The sequence below is a fragment of the Streptomyces pyxinae genome, from assembly GCF_024756275.1.
Classification (GTDB): Bacteria; Actinomycetota; Actinomycetes; order Streptomycetales; family Streptomycetaceae; genus Streptomyces; species Streptomyces pyxinae.
Window position 1 is genome coordinate 95,303 of record NZ_JANUGQ010000008.1, and the last position, 16,180, is coordinate 111,482.

Below are 16,180 nucleotides of genomic sequence, written 5' to 3' on the forward strand. Positions count from 1 at the left end.
GTGGTTATGAGCCAGACGCCGCGCATTCGCACCACGTTCTGCTGCACCGTTCTGGTCGTCGCCGCAGGCGCGAGCGCGACCGCGTGCGGGGGACCGGACGGTCATCCGCTGGCCATGAAGCCGTACGACGCCGCCCGGCAGGTGGCCTTCAACACCCCGGCGGACAACCGCAAGGCGGAGCTCGGCGCCCCGCTGGAGATCACCTCACGGGGCGGCGGCAGCCGGATCACGGACGTCAGCGCCGTCGACTCGGCCGGCCGCCATCTCGCCGGTGAGCTGTCCGCCGACGGCAGCCACTGGCGCTCCACCAGCCCGCTCGCCGCCTCCTCCCGGTACACCGTCCGGGTCGCCACCGAGGACGGCGACGGCCTCCCCGGCGCCCGCACAATGAGCTTCGAGACGGCCGCCGCCAAGAAGGCGCTGAAGGTCGAGTTCGGCCCGGACGGGGGCACCTACGGCGTCGGCCAGCCCCTCACGGCGACGCTCAGCGAGCCGGTCACCTCCAAGGAGGGCCGGGCCGCCGTCGAGGGCTCCCTCAAGGTCCGTTCCAAGCCCGCCGTCACGGGTGGCTGGCACTGGGTGGACGACAAGACCCTGCACTATCGCCCGAAGGAGTACTGGCCGGCGGGCGCCAAGGTGACGGCCTCCGGCAATCTGGCCGGGGTCAGGATCGCCGACGGCCTCTACGGCGGCGGCAACCCGGTGCTCAATCTCACCATCGGGGACCGGATGGAGGCCGTCACCGACGCGGCGGCCCACACCATGACGGTGAAGCGCAACGGCGAAGTGATCAACACCATTCCGGTCACCACCGGCAAGCCCGGCTTCTCCACCCGCAACGGCGTCAAGGTCGTGCTCGGCAAGGAGTACTACGTACGGATGCGCGGGACCACCGTCGGCATCGCGGAGGGCAGCTCCGACTCGTACGACCTGCCCGTCTACTACGCCACCCGGGTCACCTGGAGCGGCGAGTACGTGCACGCCGCCCCCTGGTCCTCGGGCTCGCACGGCGCCGCCAATGTCAGCCACGGCTGCACCGGCATGTCCACCAGCAACGCCGCCTGGTTCTTCGAGACCTTCAAGGTCGGCGACCTGGTGACCGTCGTCAACAGCGAGGGCGAGGACATGACCCCGTTCGGCAACGGCTTCGGCGACTGGAACCTGCCCTGGGACAAGTGGAACCAGGGCAGCGCCCTCGCCGCCGCCACCCGCGCGGCGACCGAGACCCCCCGCCTGCGGCCTGGTGCTTATTAGAGGCTCAGGCCTCCACGGAGAGCCGGGCCCGCAGCAGTTCCGCCAGGGCGTCGGGGAAGTCGACCGGGTCGACCGGGAGGGTGACGGCGGCGTCGGCGCGGCTCCAGGTGGCGAGCCAGGCGTCCTGGGGGCGGCCGATCAGCAGCAGCACGGGCGGGCACTCGAAGACCTCGTCCTTGATCTGCCGGCAGCCGCCCATGCCGCCCGCCGGCACCGCCTCGCCGTCCAGCACACAGGCGTCCACGCCGCCCTCCTCCAGCCGGGCCAGCACCGCCGGGAGGGTCGCGCACTCGGCGTACTCGACCGGCGGGAGGTCCGTCGCGGGCCTGCGCCCGGCCGCCAGCCTGACCTGCTCACGGGTGTTCGCGTCGTCGCTGTAGACCAGTACGGTGGCGCTCGACTGCATTGTTCCTCCGAGATCGTCGGCGGCATGAGGGCGGGAACCGATGCGCGGGATGCTACTCCTCCCGACCGTCCCTCAGCACCGGGTCGAACGGCCCCCGGATGGGCCGTTCGGGCAGGACGACCGGCATCAACACTCCGAACGGCACCCCCCGGAGTGAGGGCGGGATAAGCGACCGACATAATGTCGGTCGTGGCGACAGCAACGACAGTAGATACCGGGCACGCGCACCCGACGGTCAATCGGCCGAACCTCACCAGTGTCGGAACGATCATCTGGCTGAGTTCCGAGCTGATGTTCTTCGCGGCCCTCTTCGCGATGTACTTCACCCTGCGATCGGTGACCGGTCCCGAGTTCTGGGCGGAGAAGGCCAGTGCGCTGAACTTCCCCTTCTCGGCGACCAACACCACGATCCTGGTGCTCTCCTCCCTCACCTGCCAGCTCGGCGTGTTCGCCGCCGAGCGCGGGGACGTGAAGAAGCTCCGGACGTGGTTCATCATCACGTTCGTGATGGGTGCGATCTTCATCGGAGGCCAGGTCACGGAGTACACCGAGCTGGTCAAGCACGAGGGCCTCTCGCTCTCGTCCGACCCGTACGGCTCGGTGTTCTACCTGACCACCGGCTTCCACGGCCTGCACGTGACGGGCGGTCTCATCGCCTTCCTGCTGGTCCTCGGCCGGACCTACGCGGCCAAGCGATTCACGCACGAGCAGGCGACCGCCGCCATCGTCGTGTCCTACTACTGGCACTTCGTCGATGTCGTCTGGATCGGCCTCTTCGCCACGATCTACATGATCAAGTAGTCGGGTCCGGTACCCGACATCCAGCAAGCATCGACGCAGAAGATCCTGACACCGGGGTAATCCGTGAAAAAGCTCTCCGCACGACGACGCCATCCGCTGGCGGCGGTCGTCGTCCTACTCCTCGCGCTGGCGGCCACCGGGGGGCTGTACGCCGCGTTCGCGCCCGCGGACAAGGCGCAGGCCGATGAAACCGCCCAGTCCCTCGCCATCGAGGAGGGCAAGAAGCTCTACGCCGTCGGCTGCGCCAGCTGCCACGGCACCGGCGGTCAGGGCACCAGCGACGGCCCGAGCCTGGTCGGCGTCGGTTCCGCCGCCGTGGACTTCCAGGTCGGCACCGGCCGGATGCCGGCCCAGCAGCCGGGCGCCCAGGTGCCCCGGAAGAAGAACATCTACTCGCAGGCCCAGATCGACCAGCTCGCCGCGTACGTCGCTTCGCTCGGCGCCGGTCCGATCGCGCCGACCGAGAAGCAGTACAGCCCGGAAGGCGCCGACATCGCGCGTGGCGGTGACCTCTTCCGTACCAACTGCGCCCAGTGCCACAACTTCACCGGTGAGGGCGGTGCCCTGACCAAGGGCAAGTACGCCCCCAGCCTGGAGGGCGTGAGCGAGAAGCATCTCTACGAGGCCATGCAGACCGGCCCGCAGAACATGCCGTCCTTCCCCGACACGACGATGCCGGAGAAGGAGAAGAAGGACATCATCGCGTACATCAAGTCCGTGAACGGTGATGAGACGCCCACCCCCGGCGGCTTCGCGCTGGGCGGTCTCGGACCGGTCAGCGAGGGTCTGTTCGGCTGGATCTTCGGTCTGGGTGCCCTGATCGCTGTCGCCATCTGGGTCGCGGCCCACACCGCTAAGGCCAAGAAGTCATGAGTAGCCAAGAGATTTCAGAAGCAGAGAGCCTGCGCCACGAGCAGGACGCCCACGGCACCGAGGTCGCCGAGCACCCGTTCGCCGACCCCGGGCTGCCGCCCCACAAGCCGCGCAAGCAGGACATCGACGAGCGGGCCGCCCGGCGCTCCGAGCGTGCGGTCGCCCTGCTGTTCACGGTGTCGATGCTGGCCACGATCGGCTTCATCGCCTCGTTCGTGATCTTCCCGGTCGACAAGATCATCTATGTCTGGCCGCTGGGTCACGTCAGCGCGACCAACCTGTCGCTGGGCCTGACGCTCGGCATCGCCCTCTTCTGCATCGGCGCGGGCGCGGTCCACTGGGGCCGCACCCTGATGTCCGACGAGGAGATGGTCGACGAGCGCCACGCCGTCGCGGCCACCCCCGAGGTCAAGGCCAAGGTCATGGCCGACTTCGCGGACGGCGCCCGCGAGTCGGCGATCGGCCGCCGGCCGCTGATCCGCAACACCATGTTCGGCGCGCTGGCCATGGTGCCGCTCTCCGGCGTGGTGCTCCTCCGCGAGCTGGGCCCGCTGCCCGAGGACAAGCTGCGCAAGACGCTGTGGTCCAAGGGCAAGCAGCTCATCAACATGAACACCAACGAGCCGCTGCGTCCCGAGGACGTGGCCGTCGGCTCGCTGACCTTCGCCAAGCCCGAGGGCCTGGAGGAGCACGCCGAGGACTTCAACAACCAGATCGCCAAGGCCGCCCTGATGATCGTCCGCATCCAGCCGGACGACATCAAGGACAGGCGCCAGCTGGAGTGGTCGCACGACGGCATCGTGGCGTTCTCCAAGATCTGCACCCACGTGGGCTGCCCGATCTCCCTGTACGAGCAGCAGACCCACCACGTGCTGTGCCCGTGCCACCAGTCCACCTTCGACCTCTCCGACGGCGCCCGGGTCATCTTCGGTCCGGCCGGTCACCCCCTTCCGCAGCTGCGGATCGGTGTGAACGACAAGGGCTACCTGGAGGCGCTCGGCGACTTCGACGTGCCCGTCGGTCCTGCATTCTGGGAGCGCGGATGAGCACCACGACCGCAACCGAAACGAAGCGCAAGGCGCCCGCCGGCGAGCGGGTGGCCGACTGGGCGGACGGCCGGCTGGGGATCTACTCCCTGGCCAAGGCCAACATGCGCAAGATCTTCCCGGACCACTGGTCCTTCATGCTCGGTGAGATCTGCCTCTACAGCTTCCTGATCATCATCCTCACGGGTGTGTATCTGACGCTGTTCTTCCACCCGAGCATGAACGAGGTGGAGTACAGCGGCTCCTACGTGCCGATGCAGGGCATCCGCATGACGGAGGCGTACGCCTCGACGCTGGACATCAGCTTCGACGTCCGCGGTGGTCTGCTCATCCGGCAGATCCACCACTGGGCCGCGGTGATCTTCCTCGCCGGCATGTTCGTGCACATGATGCGCGTCTTCTTCACCGGCGCGTTCCGCAAGCCGCGCGAGATCAACTGGCTGTTCGGCTTCCTGCTGTTCGTCCTGGGCATGTTCACCGGTTTCACCGGCTACTCGCTCCCGGACGACCTGCTCTCCGGCACCGGTGTCCGCTTCACCCAGGGCGCCATCCTGTCCGTGCCGATCGTCGGCACGTACATCTCGATGTTCCTGTTCGGCGGGGAGTTCCCGGGCCACGACATCATCGCCCGGTTCTACTCGATCCACATCCTGCTGCTGCCGGGCATCATGCTCGGTCTCGTGGTGGCCCACCTGATCCTGGTCATCTACCACAAGCACACCCAGTTCGCGGGTCCCGGCCGCACCAACAAGAACGTGGTCGGCATGCCGCTGCTGCCGGTCTACATGGCCAAGGCCGGAGGCTTCTTCTTCCTGGTCTTCGGTGTCATCGCGGTGATCGCGGCGCTGTTCACGATCAACCCGATCTGGGCGCTCGGTCCGTACCGTCCGGACCAGGTGTCCACCGGCGCCCAGCCCGACTGGTACATGGGCTTCGCCGAGGGTCTGATCCGTGTCATGCCGGGCTGGGAGATCAACCTGTGGGGCCACACCCTGGTCCTCGGGGTGTTCATCCCGCTGGTGGTCTTCGGCCTGGTCCTCGCGGCCATCGCCCTCTACCCGTTCATCGAGTCCTGGATCACCGGCGACAAGCGCGAGCACCACATCCTGGACCGCCCGCGCAACGCGCCGACCCGGACCGCGCTGGGCGTCGCCTGGGTGACCTCGTACATGGTCATGCTGATCGGTGGTGGCAACGACATCTTCGCCACCCACTTCCATCTGTCGATCAACTCGATCACCTGGTTCGTCCGGATCTTCTACTTCCTGGGCCCGGTCCTCGCGTTCATCGTCACCAAGCGGATCTGCCTGGGGCTCCAGCGCCGCGACCGCGACAAGGTGCTGCACGGACGCGAGTCCGGCATCATCAAGCGGCTGCCGCACGGTGAGTTCGTGGAGGTCCACGAGCCGCTCAGCCAGGCCCAGCTGCACTCGCTCACCGCGCACGAGCAGTACAAGCCCGCCCACCTCGGTCCGGTGACGGACGAGAACGGCGTGAAGCGCAAGCTCACCCGGGGCGAGAAGCTCCGGGTGAAGCTGAGCAAGGGCTACTTCGCCGACGGCAACCAGATCCCCAAGGCGACCGCCGAGGAGTACAAGGAGATCTCGGAGGGCCACGGCCACCACTGATCCGCTGATCGCCTGATCCGGCCGCGCACCGCAGGCCGGAGGCCGCATCTCCGAGACCGAAGACCGGTACCGGTCCGCGGGTCGCCACGGCAGGAGCCCCGTCCATCCGATGGACGGGGCTCTTCGCCGTCCCCGGGGCTCCGTGTCCCCGGGGCTCGATAGGGTGGGTCCGAGGTGCCGGTACGGCCCCGGTACGGCCCCGGAGCGGAGCCCGCCGCGGCCCGTCACCGGTCGGCGTCCCGACCCGCGATCCGCCCGGGCGCCACCGGCCCGGCCCGTACGACCGACGACACGACAGACCACGAACACGACCAGGAGCGGCCATGAGCGCTGTGCACCCCGCTGGAGGCGACCACGCGGCGGGCCTTTCCTGGCCCGTCGTCCTCGACGAGCTGCTCGGCGGCCGGGACCTGCCCGCCGACGCCACCGCCTGGGCGATGGAGCGGATCCTGACCGGCGAGGCGACCGGCGCCCAGATCGCCGGGTTCGCGGTGGCGCTGCGGGCCAAGGGCGAGACGGTCGAGGAGATCACCGGCCTGGTCCGCACCATGTACGACCACGCCCGGGTGATCGATGTCCCCGGCCCCTCGGTGGACATCGTCGGCACCGGCGGCGACGGTGCCCGGACCGTCAACATCTCCACCATGTCCGCCGTGGTGGTGGCCGGCACCGGGGCCAAGGTGGTCAAGCACGGCAACCGGGCCGCCTCCTCCGCCTCCGGCGCCTCCGACGTGCTGGAGAAGCTGGGCGTCAATCTGGAGCTGACGCCGGCCCGGGTGGCGGAGGTGGCGGGCGAGGCGGGCATCACCTTCTGCTTCGCCGTCAAGTTCCACCCCGCGCTGCGCCATGTCGCCGCCGCCCGCCGGGAGCTGGGCATCCGCACCACCTTCAACTTCCTGGGCCCGCTCACCAACCCGGCCCGGGTGACCGCCCAGGCGACCGGAGTGGCCGACGCCCGGATGGCGCCGATCATCGCCGGGGTGCTCGCCGCCCGGGGCTCCTCGGCGCTGGTCTTCCGGGGCGACGACGGGCTGGACGAGCTGACCACCACCGCCACCTCCCGGGTCTGGGTGGTCCGGGACGGGACGGTGCGCGAGGAGCCGTTCGACCCCCGGGACGTGGGCATCGACCTGGTGCCGGTGGAGGCGCTGCGCGGGGCGGACGCCTCGTACAACGCCGAGGTGGCCCGCCGGCTGCTGGCCGGTGAGACCGGCCCGGTACGGGACGCGGTGCTGCTCAACTCGGCGGCGGCGCTGGCCGCGCTGGAGCCCTCCGGCGCCCCGCTGACGGAGCGGATCCGGGCCGGGATCGAGCGGGCGGCGGAGTCCGTCGACTCGGGCGCGGCCCGGGCGGCACTGGAGCGCTGGGTGACGGCCAGCCACCGCTGAGCCCGGCCATCGCCTGGTAAGTCCGGCCGCCGCGGAGTTCGGCCGTCGCCTGGTTCGGCCGCGGCCGGTGCGGCCACCGCCGGGTGCGGCCGTGGCCGAGCGGGGCCGGGGGAGCGATGGGCTACTCACCGGTAAGGGGCGGAGGCCGCCGCCGAGTGTGACGCAGGGCGCAGTCCGGATGACGGACCGCGCCCTTGCGTACCCCCGAACGTGTGGCAGGATGCTTGCACGGTCATGAGCGACAGCGACTACGGCCCCGGCCCGCTGTCCGGCAACCCTCCGTCCGTGGCGGGGTGCCCCGGGTGAAGACCTGGTCGTGGACAGAAAGTCCACGACAAGCGCGGACCCCTTGGCATCCCGCGATGCCGGCGGCCCGGGGTCCTGGTCCTTCGAGGGAGCAGCAGTCTCATGAGCAAACGAATGCGCTGAGGCGTCTACTTCACCCGGCTTCCGGCGAGATCCGGAAGTTCCCGGAAGCTCTGACGTCCGGCTGCCCCGGAGCTCCGGCGTCCTGAAGTCCTGACATCTCGACGTCCCGGGGCCCTGAGGTCCCGGCGTCTGGAAGTCCGGATGTCTCGACGTCCCGAAGCCCTGGCTTTCCGGCGTCCGACGTTCTGAAGCAGCGCCTTTCCTCCCCTCCGTACGGCCGCCCCGGTGTGCCGTGCGTCGAGGCGATTCCCGTGCCCCGGGCCTCCATCGGCGTGCCCGCACGGGTCCCGTACAGCCATTCCGCCCCGTTCCGCTGGGAGACACCGTCATGTCCGCACGCCCGAACGCCGCCGTCACGCCCGCCACGCCCGCCTTCACGAGCCCCGCCCCCGCCGTCGTCCCGGCCGCCGTCGCCCCCGCCGCCGATCCCGCCGCGACCGCCGCCGAGCCCGTCTGCGCCGGGCCGCTGCCGGTGCTGGGGCGGGATGTGACGGTGCCTCTGGTCACCGGCGGCGAGGTCAGCTACGCGGCGCTCGACTACGCGGCCAGCGCCCCGGCCCTCCAGCGGGTCTGGGACGACATCGCCGCCTACGCCCCCTACTACGGCAGCGTCCACCGGGGCGCGGGATACCTCTCGCAGCTCTCCACCGACCTCTTCGAGAACAGCCGGACCACGGTGGCCGAGTTCCTCGACTGCCGCCCGGACGACCAGGTGATCTTCACCCGGGCCACCACCGACTCGCTCAATCTGCTGGCCGGCGTGCTCCCCGCCGACTGCGAGGTGTTCGTCTTCGAGACCGAGCACCACGCCTCCCTGCTGCCCTGGCAGCGCCACCGGGTCACCTATCTGGACGCGCCCCGCACCCCCGCCCGGGCGGTCGAGACCCTGGAGCGCGCCCTGGCCGACCGGGAGCCCTACGGCCCCGCCCTGGTCTGCGTGACCGCCGCCTCCAATGTGACCGGTGAGCTCTGGCCGGTACGTGAACTGGCCGCCGCCGCCCATGCCCACGGCGCCCGGATCGTGGTGGACGCCGCCCAGTTCGTGCCGCATCTGCCGTTCTCGGTACGCGATCTGGACGTGGACTGGGTCGCCTTCTCGGGCCACAAGCTCTACGCGCCCTTCGGCTCCGGGGTGCTCGCGGGCCGCGCCGACTGGCTGCGGGCGGCGGAGCCGTACCTGGCGGGCGGCGGGGCCTCCCGGGCGGTGGCCCGGCGTCCCGACGGCGGGGTGGACGTGGAGTGGCACACCACCGCCGCCCGGCACGAGGCCGGCTCCCCGAACGTGATCGGTGCCTATGCCGTCGCCGCCGCCTGCAAGGCGCTCACCGAGGCCGGGTTCGACACCCTGGTCGCCCGGGAGCGGCTGCTCATCGAGAAGGTGCGGGCCGGTCTCGCGGAGGTGCCCGAGGTGACGGTGCTCTCGCTCTTCGGGGACGACGCCCCCCGGGTCGGGGTGCTCTCCTTCGTGGTGGAGGGGTGGAACAGCTCGCACTTCGCGGCGGCGCTCTCCGCCGAGTACGGGATCGGGGTCCGGGACGGCCTGTTCTGCGCCCATCCGCTGGTCCGCACGCTGCTGGGCGGCGACCCGGGGGAGGCGGGGGAGTGCGGCGCGCCCGAGGCCCGGCCGGGGGAGCGGTCGCTCAACGCCATCCGGGTCAGCTTCGGTGCCGGCACCCCGGACGAGCACGTGGAGCGGTTCGTCCGGGCGGTCGGGGAACTGGTGCGGGACGGCGCCCGGTGGAGCTACCGCACCGAGAACGGCCGCTGCGTGCCCGACCGGGGCTGAGCCGGCGGAACCGGGCCGGGACCGGGGCCCCCGGGGGAGGGGCTCCGGTCCCGCCCGGTGCCGGTGCCGGTGCCGGGCGCCGGGAGTGGCCCGCCGCCCGGGAGCTGCCCCCGCTCCCGTCCGGCGCGCGCGGTGGAGGTGCGGGCCCTACGATCCGGGGTAGCCGGGGCGGGCGGCCCCCCGGCAGGCAGGGACCCGGGCCGCCCGCCGCCGCCAGGACGGTCCGGCGCCCGGACCGCCGGCCGCCGCCGGGACCGGTGCCCGGACCGGCGTCCGCCGCCCGACGAAGGAGCCGCCATGACCGCCCCGCCCCGCCCCGCCGAGGTGCTGGTCGTCGGCGCCGGACTGGCCGGCCTCGCCTGTGCCGGGGATCTGCTCGCCGCCGGGGTGGACGTACGGCTGGTGGAGGCGTCCGACGGAGTGGGCGGCCGGATGCGTGCCGACCGCCACGAGGGCTTCACCATCGACCGCGGCTTCCAGGTGTTCAACACCTCCTATCCGCAGGTGAAGCGGCGGTTGAACCTCCGCGAGCTGCGGCTGCGGCCGTTCACCCCCGGGGTGCGGGTCCACACCGGCGGCCGGCCGCTGCGGGTGACCGACCCGACCCGGGACCCGCGCGGCGGCGCCGCGCTGCTGGCCTCCCGGGCGATCGGCCCCCGGGACTTGGCCGCCTTCGCCGCGCTCTCGGCCCGGGACGCGCTCGCTCCGGCCCGGCTGGTGAAGCGGTTCCCGGACGGGATCGGCGGCGAGGTGACCACCCGGACGGCGCTGGCCGTCGCCGGTTTCTCCGAGGAGTGGGTGGAACTGTTCTTCCGGCCGTTCCTCTCCGGGGTCTTCCTGGAGGACCGGCTGGAGACCTCCGGCCGGTTCTTCCACCTGGTCTGGCGGAGCATGCTGCGCGGCACCCTCTGTCTGCCCGCCGGTGGCATCGGGGCCGTACCCCGGCAGCTCGCGGCGGACCTGCCGGACGGGGTGCTGCGGCTGGAGACCCCGGTGGACCGGCTCACCGGTGACGGCGCGCTCCTGACCGACGGGACCGAACTCCCGGCCCGGGCCGTGGTGGTGGCGGCCGGTCCGGAGACCTCCGCCCGGCTGCTGCCGGGGCTCGCCGTTCCGGCGTACCGGACCGTCACCACCTACTACCACGCCGCCGGCCGGCCCCCGCTGGACGAGCCGGTCCTCGTCACCGACCACCGGCTGCGGTTCCTCAACAGCTGTGTGCTCAGCCGGGTGGTGCCCGGCTACGCCCCGGCCGGCCAGGCCCTGGTCGCCACCTCGGTGCTGGGCACGGACACCGCCGGCCGGGAGCCGGAGGTGCGGGCGGCGCTGGCGGAGGCGTACGGCACCGACACCGGCGGCTGGCAGGTGCTCACCGTACGGACGGTGGCCGGGGCACTGCCCGCGATGGAGCCGCCCCAGCCGCTGAGCCGCTCCACCCGGGTCGCGCCCGCCCGGTACGCCTGCGGGGACCACCGGGCGACCGGCTCGGTACAGGGCGCCCTGGCCTCCGGCGCCCGGGCCGCCCGTGAAGTGCTGCGGGACCTGAGGATGCCGGGCGCCCGGCCGGGGCACTAGCCTCCTTGAGCACCCCGGTCCGTGCCGCCCCGGGACGGACCGCACCCCGACCCCGCCATCCGCCTCCACCATCCCGCCCTCCCGTTCATCCAGCCCTCCCGTCGTACGAGAAGAGAAGCGGTACGTGTCGCTCGCCGGACCCTCCACGCCCGCCTGCCCGGCCCCGCGCGCCGGCGCCGCCCTGCTGCGCAGGATCCGCGGTGCCCTGCGCGCCACAGCGGTGTCGGTCTGGAACGACAATGTCGCCGACTGGGCCGCCGCGCTCACCTACTACGCGGTGCTCGCCCTCGTCCCGGCGCTGCTGGTCGCCGTCACGGCGATCGGGATGGCCGCCCCGGACGCCACCGGCCGGCTGATCGTGGAGCTCACCGCGTACGCCCCCGCCCAGTCCGCCGACGCGCTGCGCGGTGCCCTGCAGGGGATGACGGCGGCCGGATCCACCGCCTGGCTGCTGGTGGTGACCGGCTCGGTGAGCGCCGTCTGGTCGGCCTCCAGCTACCTCGCGGTCTTCCGCCGCGCCCTGCACGCCATGTACCGGGAGCCGGACACCCGGCCGGCGCTGCGCGCCGCCCACACCATCGTGCTCACCGCGCTGGTGCTGCTGGCGCTGCTGCTGACCGGTTCGGCGGCGATCGTCTTCTCCGGGCCGCTGGCCCACCGCACCGCCGGCGTGCTGCACCTCTCCGGGCTCGGCACCTGGAACGCGCTGCGCTGGCCGCTGATGCTGGTCGTGGTGACCGTGCTGGTGATGATCCTCTTCCGGACCGGTCCGCGCCGGGCCCGGGGCGTCCGCCGGGGGCTGCCGGGCGGGCTGCTCGCGGTGCTGCTCTGGTTCGCCGCTTCCACCGGGTTCGCGCTCTACACGGCCCATGTCGGCTCGTACAGCCGGCTCTACGGCTCCCTGGCCGGCGTGGTGGTCTTCCTGGTGTGGCTCTGGTTCACCAACCTGGCCCTGCTGGTCGGCGCCCAGTTCAATGTGGAGCTGAGCCGGAAGCGGGACGGCGCCTGACAGCCCCCGACCACCCCGGCCACTCCGCCCCCGCTCGGCACTCCGGCTGTCTCAGGCGTCGAGTCCGATGGCGAAGGCGGCTTCCAGATCGTGCTGGGAGTAGGTGCGGAAGGCGACATGGGTGTCGGTGCCCTCGACGCCCGGGATCTTGCTGATCCGGCCCGGGATGACGTCCGCCAGGTCGTCATGGCGGGCCACCCGCACCATGGCGATCAGGTCGTAGGTACCGGTCACCGAGAAGACCTCGCTGACGTTCTCCAGCGCGGCGATCGACTCCGCGATCTCGGGAATCCGGTCCACGCTGGTCTTGATGAGCACGATCGCGGTGATCACGGCTGTCCTTCTCCGTCGGGGGCCGCTGCCTGGCCCTTCACTCTAGCCTCCCGGCCGTAGCGCACCCAGGCGTAGAGGAAGCCCAGCGAGAACCCCACCAGATGGGCCAGGTACGCCACCCCCGGCCCGCTGCCCGCGTTCCCGGCCGCCAGCCACTGGAGGACGAACCAGAAGGCCAGCACCAGCCAGGCGGGGAAGCGCAGCGGCAGGAAGAACAGGAACGGGAAGAGGCTGGTCACCCGGGCCCTCGGGAAGAGGAAGAGAAACGCGCCCAGCACCCCCGAGATCGCCCCGGAGGCGCCCACCAGCGTCTGGTCCGACTCGGCGTGCGCCATCGCGTACCCGGCCAGCGCCAGACAGCCGCTGCCCAGATAGAAGAGGAGGTACTCGACATGGCCGAGCCGCTCCTCGGCCATCGCGCCGAAGACGAACAGAAACAGCATGTTGCCGAGCAGATGCAGCCAGTTCCCGCTGACGAAGAGCGCGGTCAGCGGCGAGAGCAGCGCGTCCGGCGAGCCGCTCATCAGCTCGGCGGGCACCACGCCCCAGCGCCGGAAGTAGGCGCCCTGGGCGGCCAGCAGGGTGTCACCGGTGCCGTACGAGGGATTCAGCCCGGAGACCGGACTGGCGAGGAAGACCAGGGCGCAGGCCCCGATCAGACCGTAGGTGACCGCCGGTCCGCGCCAAGGGAGCATGGGCAGATCATGACGGATCAGGACCGAGCGGGACAGGGTGCCTCGCCGCATGCCGGGGGTACCCGTGAGGCCGTAGGGTAAGGGGCCGGTCGGCCGCCACGGGCCCGGCCGGCCGGCGGCACGGCGGTTCGACGGCGCACCGCGCTCCCGTCCGGATCACGCCCGGGCCGGTCCGGAGCACACGGCCCGGCCGCGCTCCGGTCACGGCCCCGGCCCGGTCGCGGGGTCCGGTCCCGGCACCCGGCTCGGGCCCGGCGGATCCGGCCACCGGGCGTTCCGGGAGCCGGAAACCGGACACCTTACTTCCCGGACACCGGGATACTCGGAAAATCGGAAAAGAGGACGGCACGATGACGACGGTTCCCCTGCCGACCGCGAAGACCCGCTGGCGCTGCACGCTCTGCGGCAATCTGACGCGCTTCGACGTCACCCGTTCCTCGAAGGTCGTGGAGTACGTCCACCTCGACCTGGCCGGAGAGCCCAGCGTCGAGGAGCGGGACGTGGTCAGTGAGACGATCGAATCGGTCCGCTGCCGCTGGTGCAACGCGGTGGACCGGATCGAGCTGGTGGACCGGCCGGGGGCCGGGGCCCAGGACAGCACGGGTTCCTGACGGCCGGCGACGGGGGCGAGCGGGTACGGAGAAGCAGCACGCGGGGCGCGTGTACGGACGGGTGATGGGGTGACGGATCGTGGAGCGGTCAGGGAGCGGCGCGGAACCGGCCGGCGCGGCCGGTGATGCCGCCGAGGCGCTCGACCGGCCCCTGCCCGAGGGCGTACGGCGGCGGGTGGTCGCCCTGGTCTCGGACGCCTTCGGCGCCCTGACCGTCGGCGAGCTGCCCGCCCCGCTGCGGCAGTACGCGCGCTTCACCCCGAGCCGCCGCGCCCGGTTCGCGGGCAGCGCGATGGCGGCCGCGCTCGACAGCGATCCGCTCTTCCGGCAGCGGATCGGGGAGCGGCTGCGGGAGGGCCAGCCCGAGCTGGCCGCCGCCCTGGAGTCCGGGGCCCCGCCGGCCGCCGCCGACCCGGTGGACGTGGCCGCCGCGGCGTACGTGCTCCGCCCGGCCGGCTGGGCCAAGCTGGTCGCCGCCGCCGGCGAGGAGGCCCAGCGGGCGGACGCCGAGCGGGCCGACGAGGCCGGGCGCCAGGAGCTGGAGCGGCTGCGCGCGGAGCTGGCCGAGGCGCGGGAGCGGTCCCGTACGGAGACCGAGCGGCTGCGCGCCGAGCTGGAGGCGGCCCGCAAGGAGGCCGAGTCGCTCCAGCGCAAGCTGCGCGCCGCCCAGAGCGACGTCAAGCGCGGCGAGGCGGCGCTGCGCCGGACGCAGGGCGAGATCGACACCGCCCGGGCCGAGGCGGCCGCCCAGGTGTCGGCCGCGGAGAGCGAGACCCGCCGGGTGAAGGCCCGGCTGGGCGAGACCGAGGCGGCCCTGGAGGCCAGCCGCCGGGCCGCCCGCGAGGGGCGCTCGGTGGAGGACATGCGGCTGCGGCTGCTGCTGGACACCGTGCTGGAGTCGGCCCAAGGACTCCGCCGCGAACTGGCCCTGCCGCCGGTCTCGGTGCGCCCCGGCGACACGGTGGACGCCGTGGAACCCGGCCGGATGTCGCCGAAGGACATCGCCGCCCGGGCGCTCTCGGAGACCGACCCGGCCCTGCTGGACCAGCTGCTGGCGCTGCCCCAGGCGCATCTGGTGGTGGACGGCTACAACGTCACCAAGACCGGCTATCCGACCATGCCGCTGGAGAAGCAGCGGCTGCGGCTGCTCGGCGGGCTCTCCGCGCTCGCCGCCCGCTCCGGCGCCGAGGTCACCTGCGTCTTCGACGGCGCCGAACTGGCCGCCCCGGTGCTGCTGGCGCCGCCGCGCGGGGTGCGGGTGCTGTTCTCCAAACCGGGCGTCACCGCCGACGAGCTGATCCGCCAGCTGGTGCGGGCCGAACCGCCGGGCCGTCCGGTGGTGGTGGTCTCCACCGACCGCGAGGTGGCCGACGGCGTCGCCAAGTCGGGCGCCCGGCCGGTCGCCTCCGCCCTGCTGCTGAAGCGGCTCTCGCGCGCCTCCTGAACACCGGACGGCTCCGGACGCGCCGAACGCGCTTCGGCGGCGCCGTTGTCCCCGTGACCTCGGCGGCCTCCGTGTCCCCGGCATCCTCCGTGTCCCCGGTGGCTCCCTGGACCGGGTCTGCTCCATGCCCCCCGTGTTCCCTGTGACTCGGGTGCCCCCCTGGCCCCGGCGGTCTCCCGCCCCGGGAGCCACTGTGTCACCGGGCGCCCAGCTCCCCGGCACCCTCCGTGTCCCTGGCACCCTCCGCGTCCCCGGTGGTCCCAGAGGCGCGGGTGCGCCCCTGGCGCCCCGACGGCCTCCCGACCCGGTGGCCTCTCGCCCCGGGTGTCTCCATGTCACCGGGCGCCCCTGGGCTCCCCGGTGTTCCCTGAGACTCCGGTGTACCCCTGGTCCTGGCGGCCTCCCACCCCGGCAACCCCCGTGTCACCGGGCGCCCCAGGCCCCCCGGTGTCTCCCGCGTCACCGGCGTTCCGGATGACTCCGGTGCCTTTCCGGGCACTTCGGCGGTTTCCGGCTCCCGGGCTCCCGGGCTCCCTGGCCTTCGGGCTCCCGGGCGATGAGGCGTGCCTCCGGACAGCGGCGGCTGTCTCCTCGTGCGGGGGCGAGTGCCTCCGGGTGCTTCGGGTCTCGGGTCGCCCCGAGCGTGCGGCGGCCCGGGTGCGCGTCCGGACGCCCCGGGTGCCGTGTCCGCTTCCGGGTTCCTCGGTGGTTCTTGTCCGCTTCTGGGTTCGGCTGCCCGGCTCGCGGGCATTCATCGGGACGGACCGTCAGCCCCTCATGACAATGAGTAGACGACGCGTCAATAATCCCCTCGGCAGCCATCTTTTTTCTGATGAGGATTTGAACTGATCACAGTTGGGTCACTAGGGTCGGGCCACAAACCTTCGCGGAGGTGATCACCC

General features: G+C 72.3%; 14 protein-coding genes and 1 riboswitch. Of the genes, 11 read left to right on the forward strand and 3 right to left on the reverse strand.

Annotation, left to right across the window (positions count from 1 at the left end):
* Positions 1–6: 6 nt before the first annotated feature.
* Entirely contained in the window at positions 7–1,254 is a 1,248-nt protein-coding gene (locus NX801_RS11825) for a L,D-transpeptidase (RefSeq protein WP_258787422.1), read from the forward strand.
* 4 nt (positions 1,255–1,258) lie between these two features.
* Here the strand turns inward: NX801_RS11825 and NX801_RS11830 are convergent, their stop codons facing one another.
* Entirely contained in the window at positions 1,259–1,660 is a 402-nt protein-coding gene (locus NX801_RS11830) for a hypothetical protein (protein ID WP_258787424.1), read from the reverse strand.
* Between the two features lie 180 nt (positions 1,661–1,840).
* On the opposite strand from NX801_RS11830, the gene ctaE reads away from it, so the two are divergent.
* From ctaE to NX801_RS11870, 8 genes are all read left to right on the forward strand, one after another.
* Positions 1,841–2,461: an aa3-type cytochrome oxidase subunit III gene (gene ctaE, locus NX801_RS11835; RefSeq protein WP_258787425.1), complete on the forward strand. Its 621-nt coding sequence runs from the start codon at positions 1,841–1,843 to the stop codon at positions 2,459–2,461.
* Between the two features lie 63 nt (positions 2,462–2,524).
* Complete coding sequence (qcrC, locus tag NX801_RS11840) at positions 2,525–3,334, forward strand: cytochrome bc1 complex diheme cytochrome c subunit (RefSeq protein WP_258787426.1); 810 nt, start codon at positions 2,525–2,527, stop codon at positions 3,332–3,334.
* Positions 3,331–4,380, forward strand: a complete 1,050-nt coding sequence (gene qcrA / locus NX801_RS11845; RefSeq protein ID WP_258787427.1) for a cytochrome bc1 complex Rieske iron-sulfur subunit — start codon at positions 3,331–3,333, stop codon at positions 4,378–4,380. Before qcrC ends, qcrA begins: the two co-directional genes overlap by 4 nt.
* The gene (qcrB, locus tag NX801_RS11850) at positions 4,377–6,008 is read left to right on the forward strand and encodes a cytochrome bc1 complex cytochrome b subunit (protein ID WP_258787428.1); all 1,632 of its coding nucleotides are present in this window, start codon (positions 4,377–4,379) and stop codon (positions 6,006–6,008) included. Before qcrA ends, qcrB begins: the two co-directional genes overlap by 4 nt.
* A 323-nt stretch (positions 6,009–6,331) precedes the next feature.
* The gene (gene trpD, locus NX801_RS11855) at positions 6,332–7,396 is read left to right on the forward strand and encodes an anthranilate phosphoribosyltransferase (RefSeq protein WP_258787430.1); all 1,065 of its coding nucleotides are present in this window, start codon (positions 6,332–6,334) and stop codon (positions 7,394–7,396) included.
* Positions 7,397–7,626: 230 nt separating this feature from the next.
* Positions 7,627–7,743, forward strand: a riboswitch (SAM riboswitch).
* 410 nt (positions 7,744–8,153) lie between these two features.
* Positions 8,154–9,611: an aminotransferase class V-fold PLP-dependent enzyme gene (locus NX801_RS11860; RefSeq protein ID WP_258787432.1), complete on the forward strand. Its 1,458-nt coding sequence runs from the start codon at positions 8,154–8,156 to the stop codon at positions 9,609–9,611.
* Between the two features lie 297 nt (positions 9,612–9,908).
* Positions 9,909–11,186, forward strand: coding sequence for an NAD(P)/FAD-dependent oxidoreductase (locus NX801_RS11865; protein WP_258787433.1), 1,278 nt, complete (start codon positions 9,909–9,911; stop codon positions 11,184–11,186).
* Between the two features lie 124 nt (positions 11,187–11,310).
* Complete coding sequence (locus NX801_RS11870; protein WP_258787434.1) at positions 11,311–12,195, forward strand: YihY/virulence factor BrkB family protein; 885 nt, start codon at positions 11,311–11,313, stop codon at positions 12,193–12,195.
* 51 nt (positions 12,196–12,246) lie between these two features.
* Here NX801_RS11870 and NX801_RS11875 read toward each other — a convergent pair whose 3' ends face one another.
* Positions 12,247–12,528, reverse strand: a complete 282-nt coding sequence (locus NX801_RS11875; protein WP_258787435.1) for an Lrp/AsnC family transcriptional regulator — start codon at positions 12,526–12,528, stop codon at positions 12,247–12,249.
* Positions 12,525–13,223 carry a rhomboid family intramembrane serine protease gene (locus NX801_RS11880; RefSeq protein ID WP_258787436.1) on the reverse strand — a complete coding sequence of 233 codons (699 nt, stop codon included), beginning with the start codon at positions 13,221–13,223 and terminating at the stop codon, positions 12,525–12,527. Before NX801_RS11880 ends, NX801_RS11875 begins: the two co-directional genes overlap by 4 nt.
* A 350-nt stretch (positions 13,224–13,573) precedes the next feature.
* On the opposite strand from NX801_RS11880, the gene NX801_RS11885 reads away from it, so the two are divergent.
* Positions 13,574–13,834, forward strand: coding sequence for a hypothetical protein (locus NX801_RS11885; protein ID WP_258787438.1), 261 nt, complete (start codon positions 13,574–13,576; stop codon positions 13,832–13,834).
* Between the two features lie 79 nt (positions 13,835–13,913).
* Positions 13,914–15,278, forward strand: coding sequence for an NYN domain-containing protein (locus tag NX801_RS11890; RefSeq protein WP_258787440.1), 1,365 nt, complete (start codon positions 13,914–13,916; stop codon positions 15,276–15,278).
* The last annotated feature ends 902 nt before the right edge of the window (positions 15,279–16,180 follow it).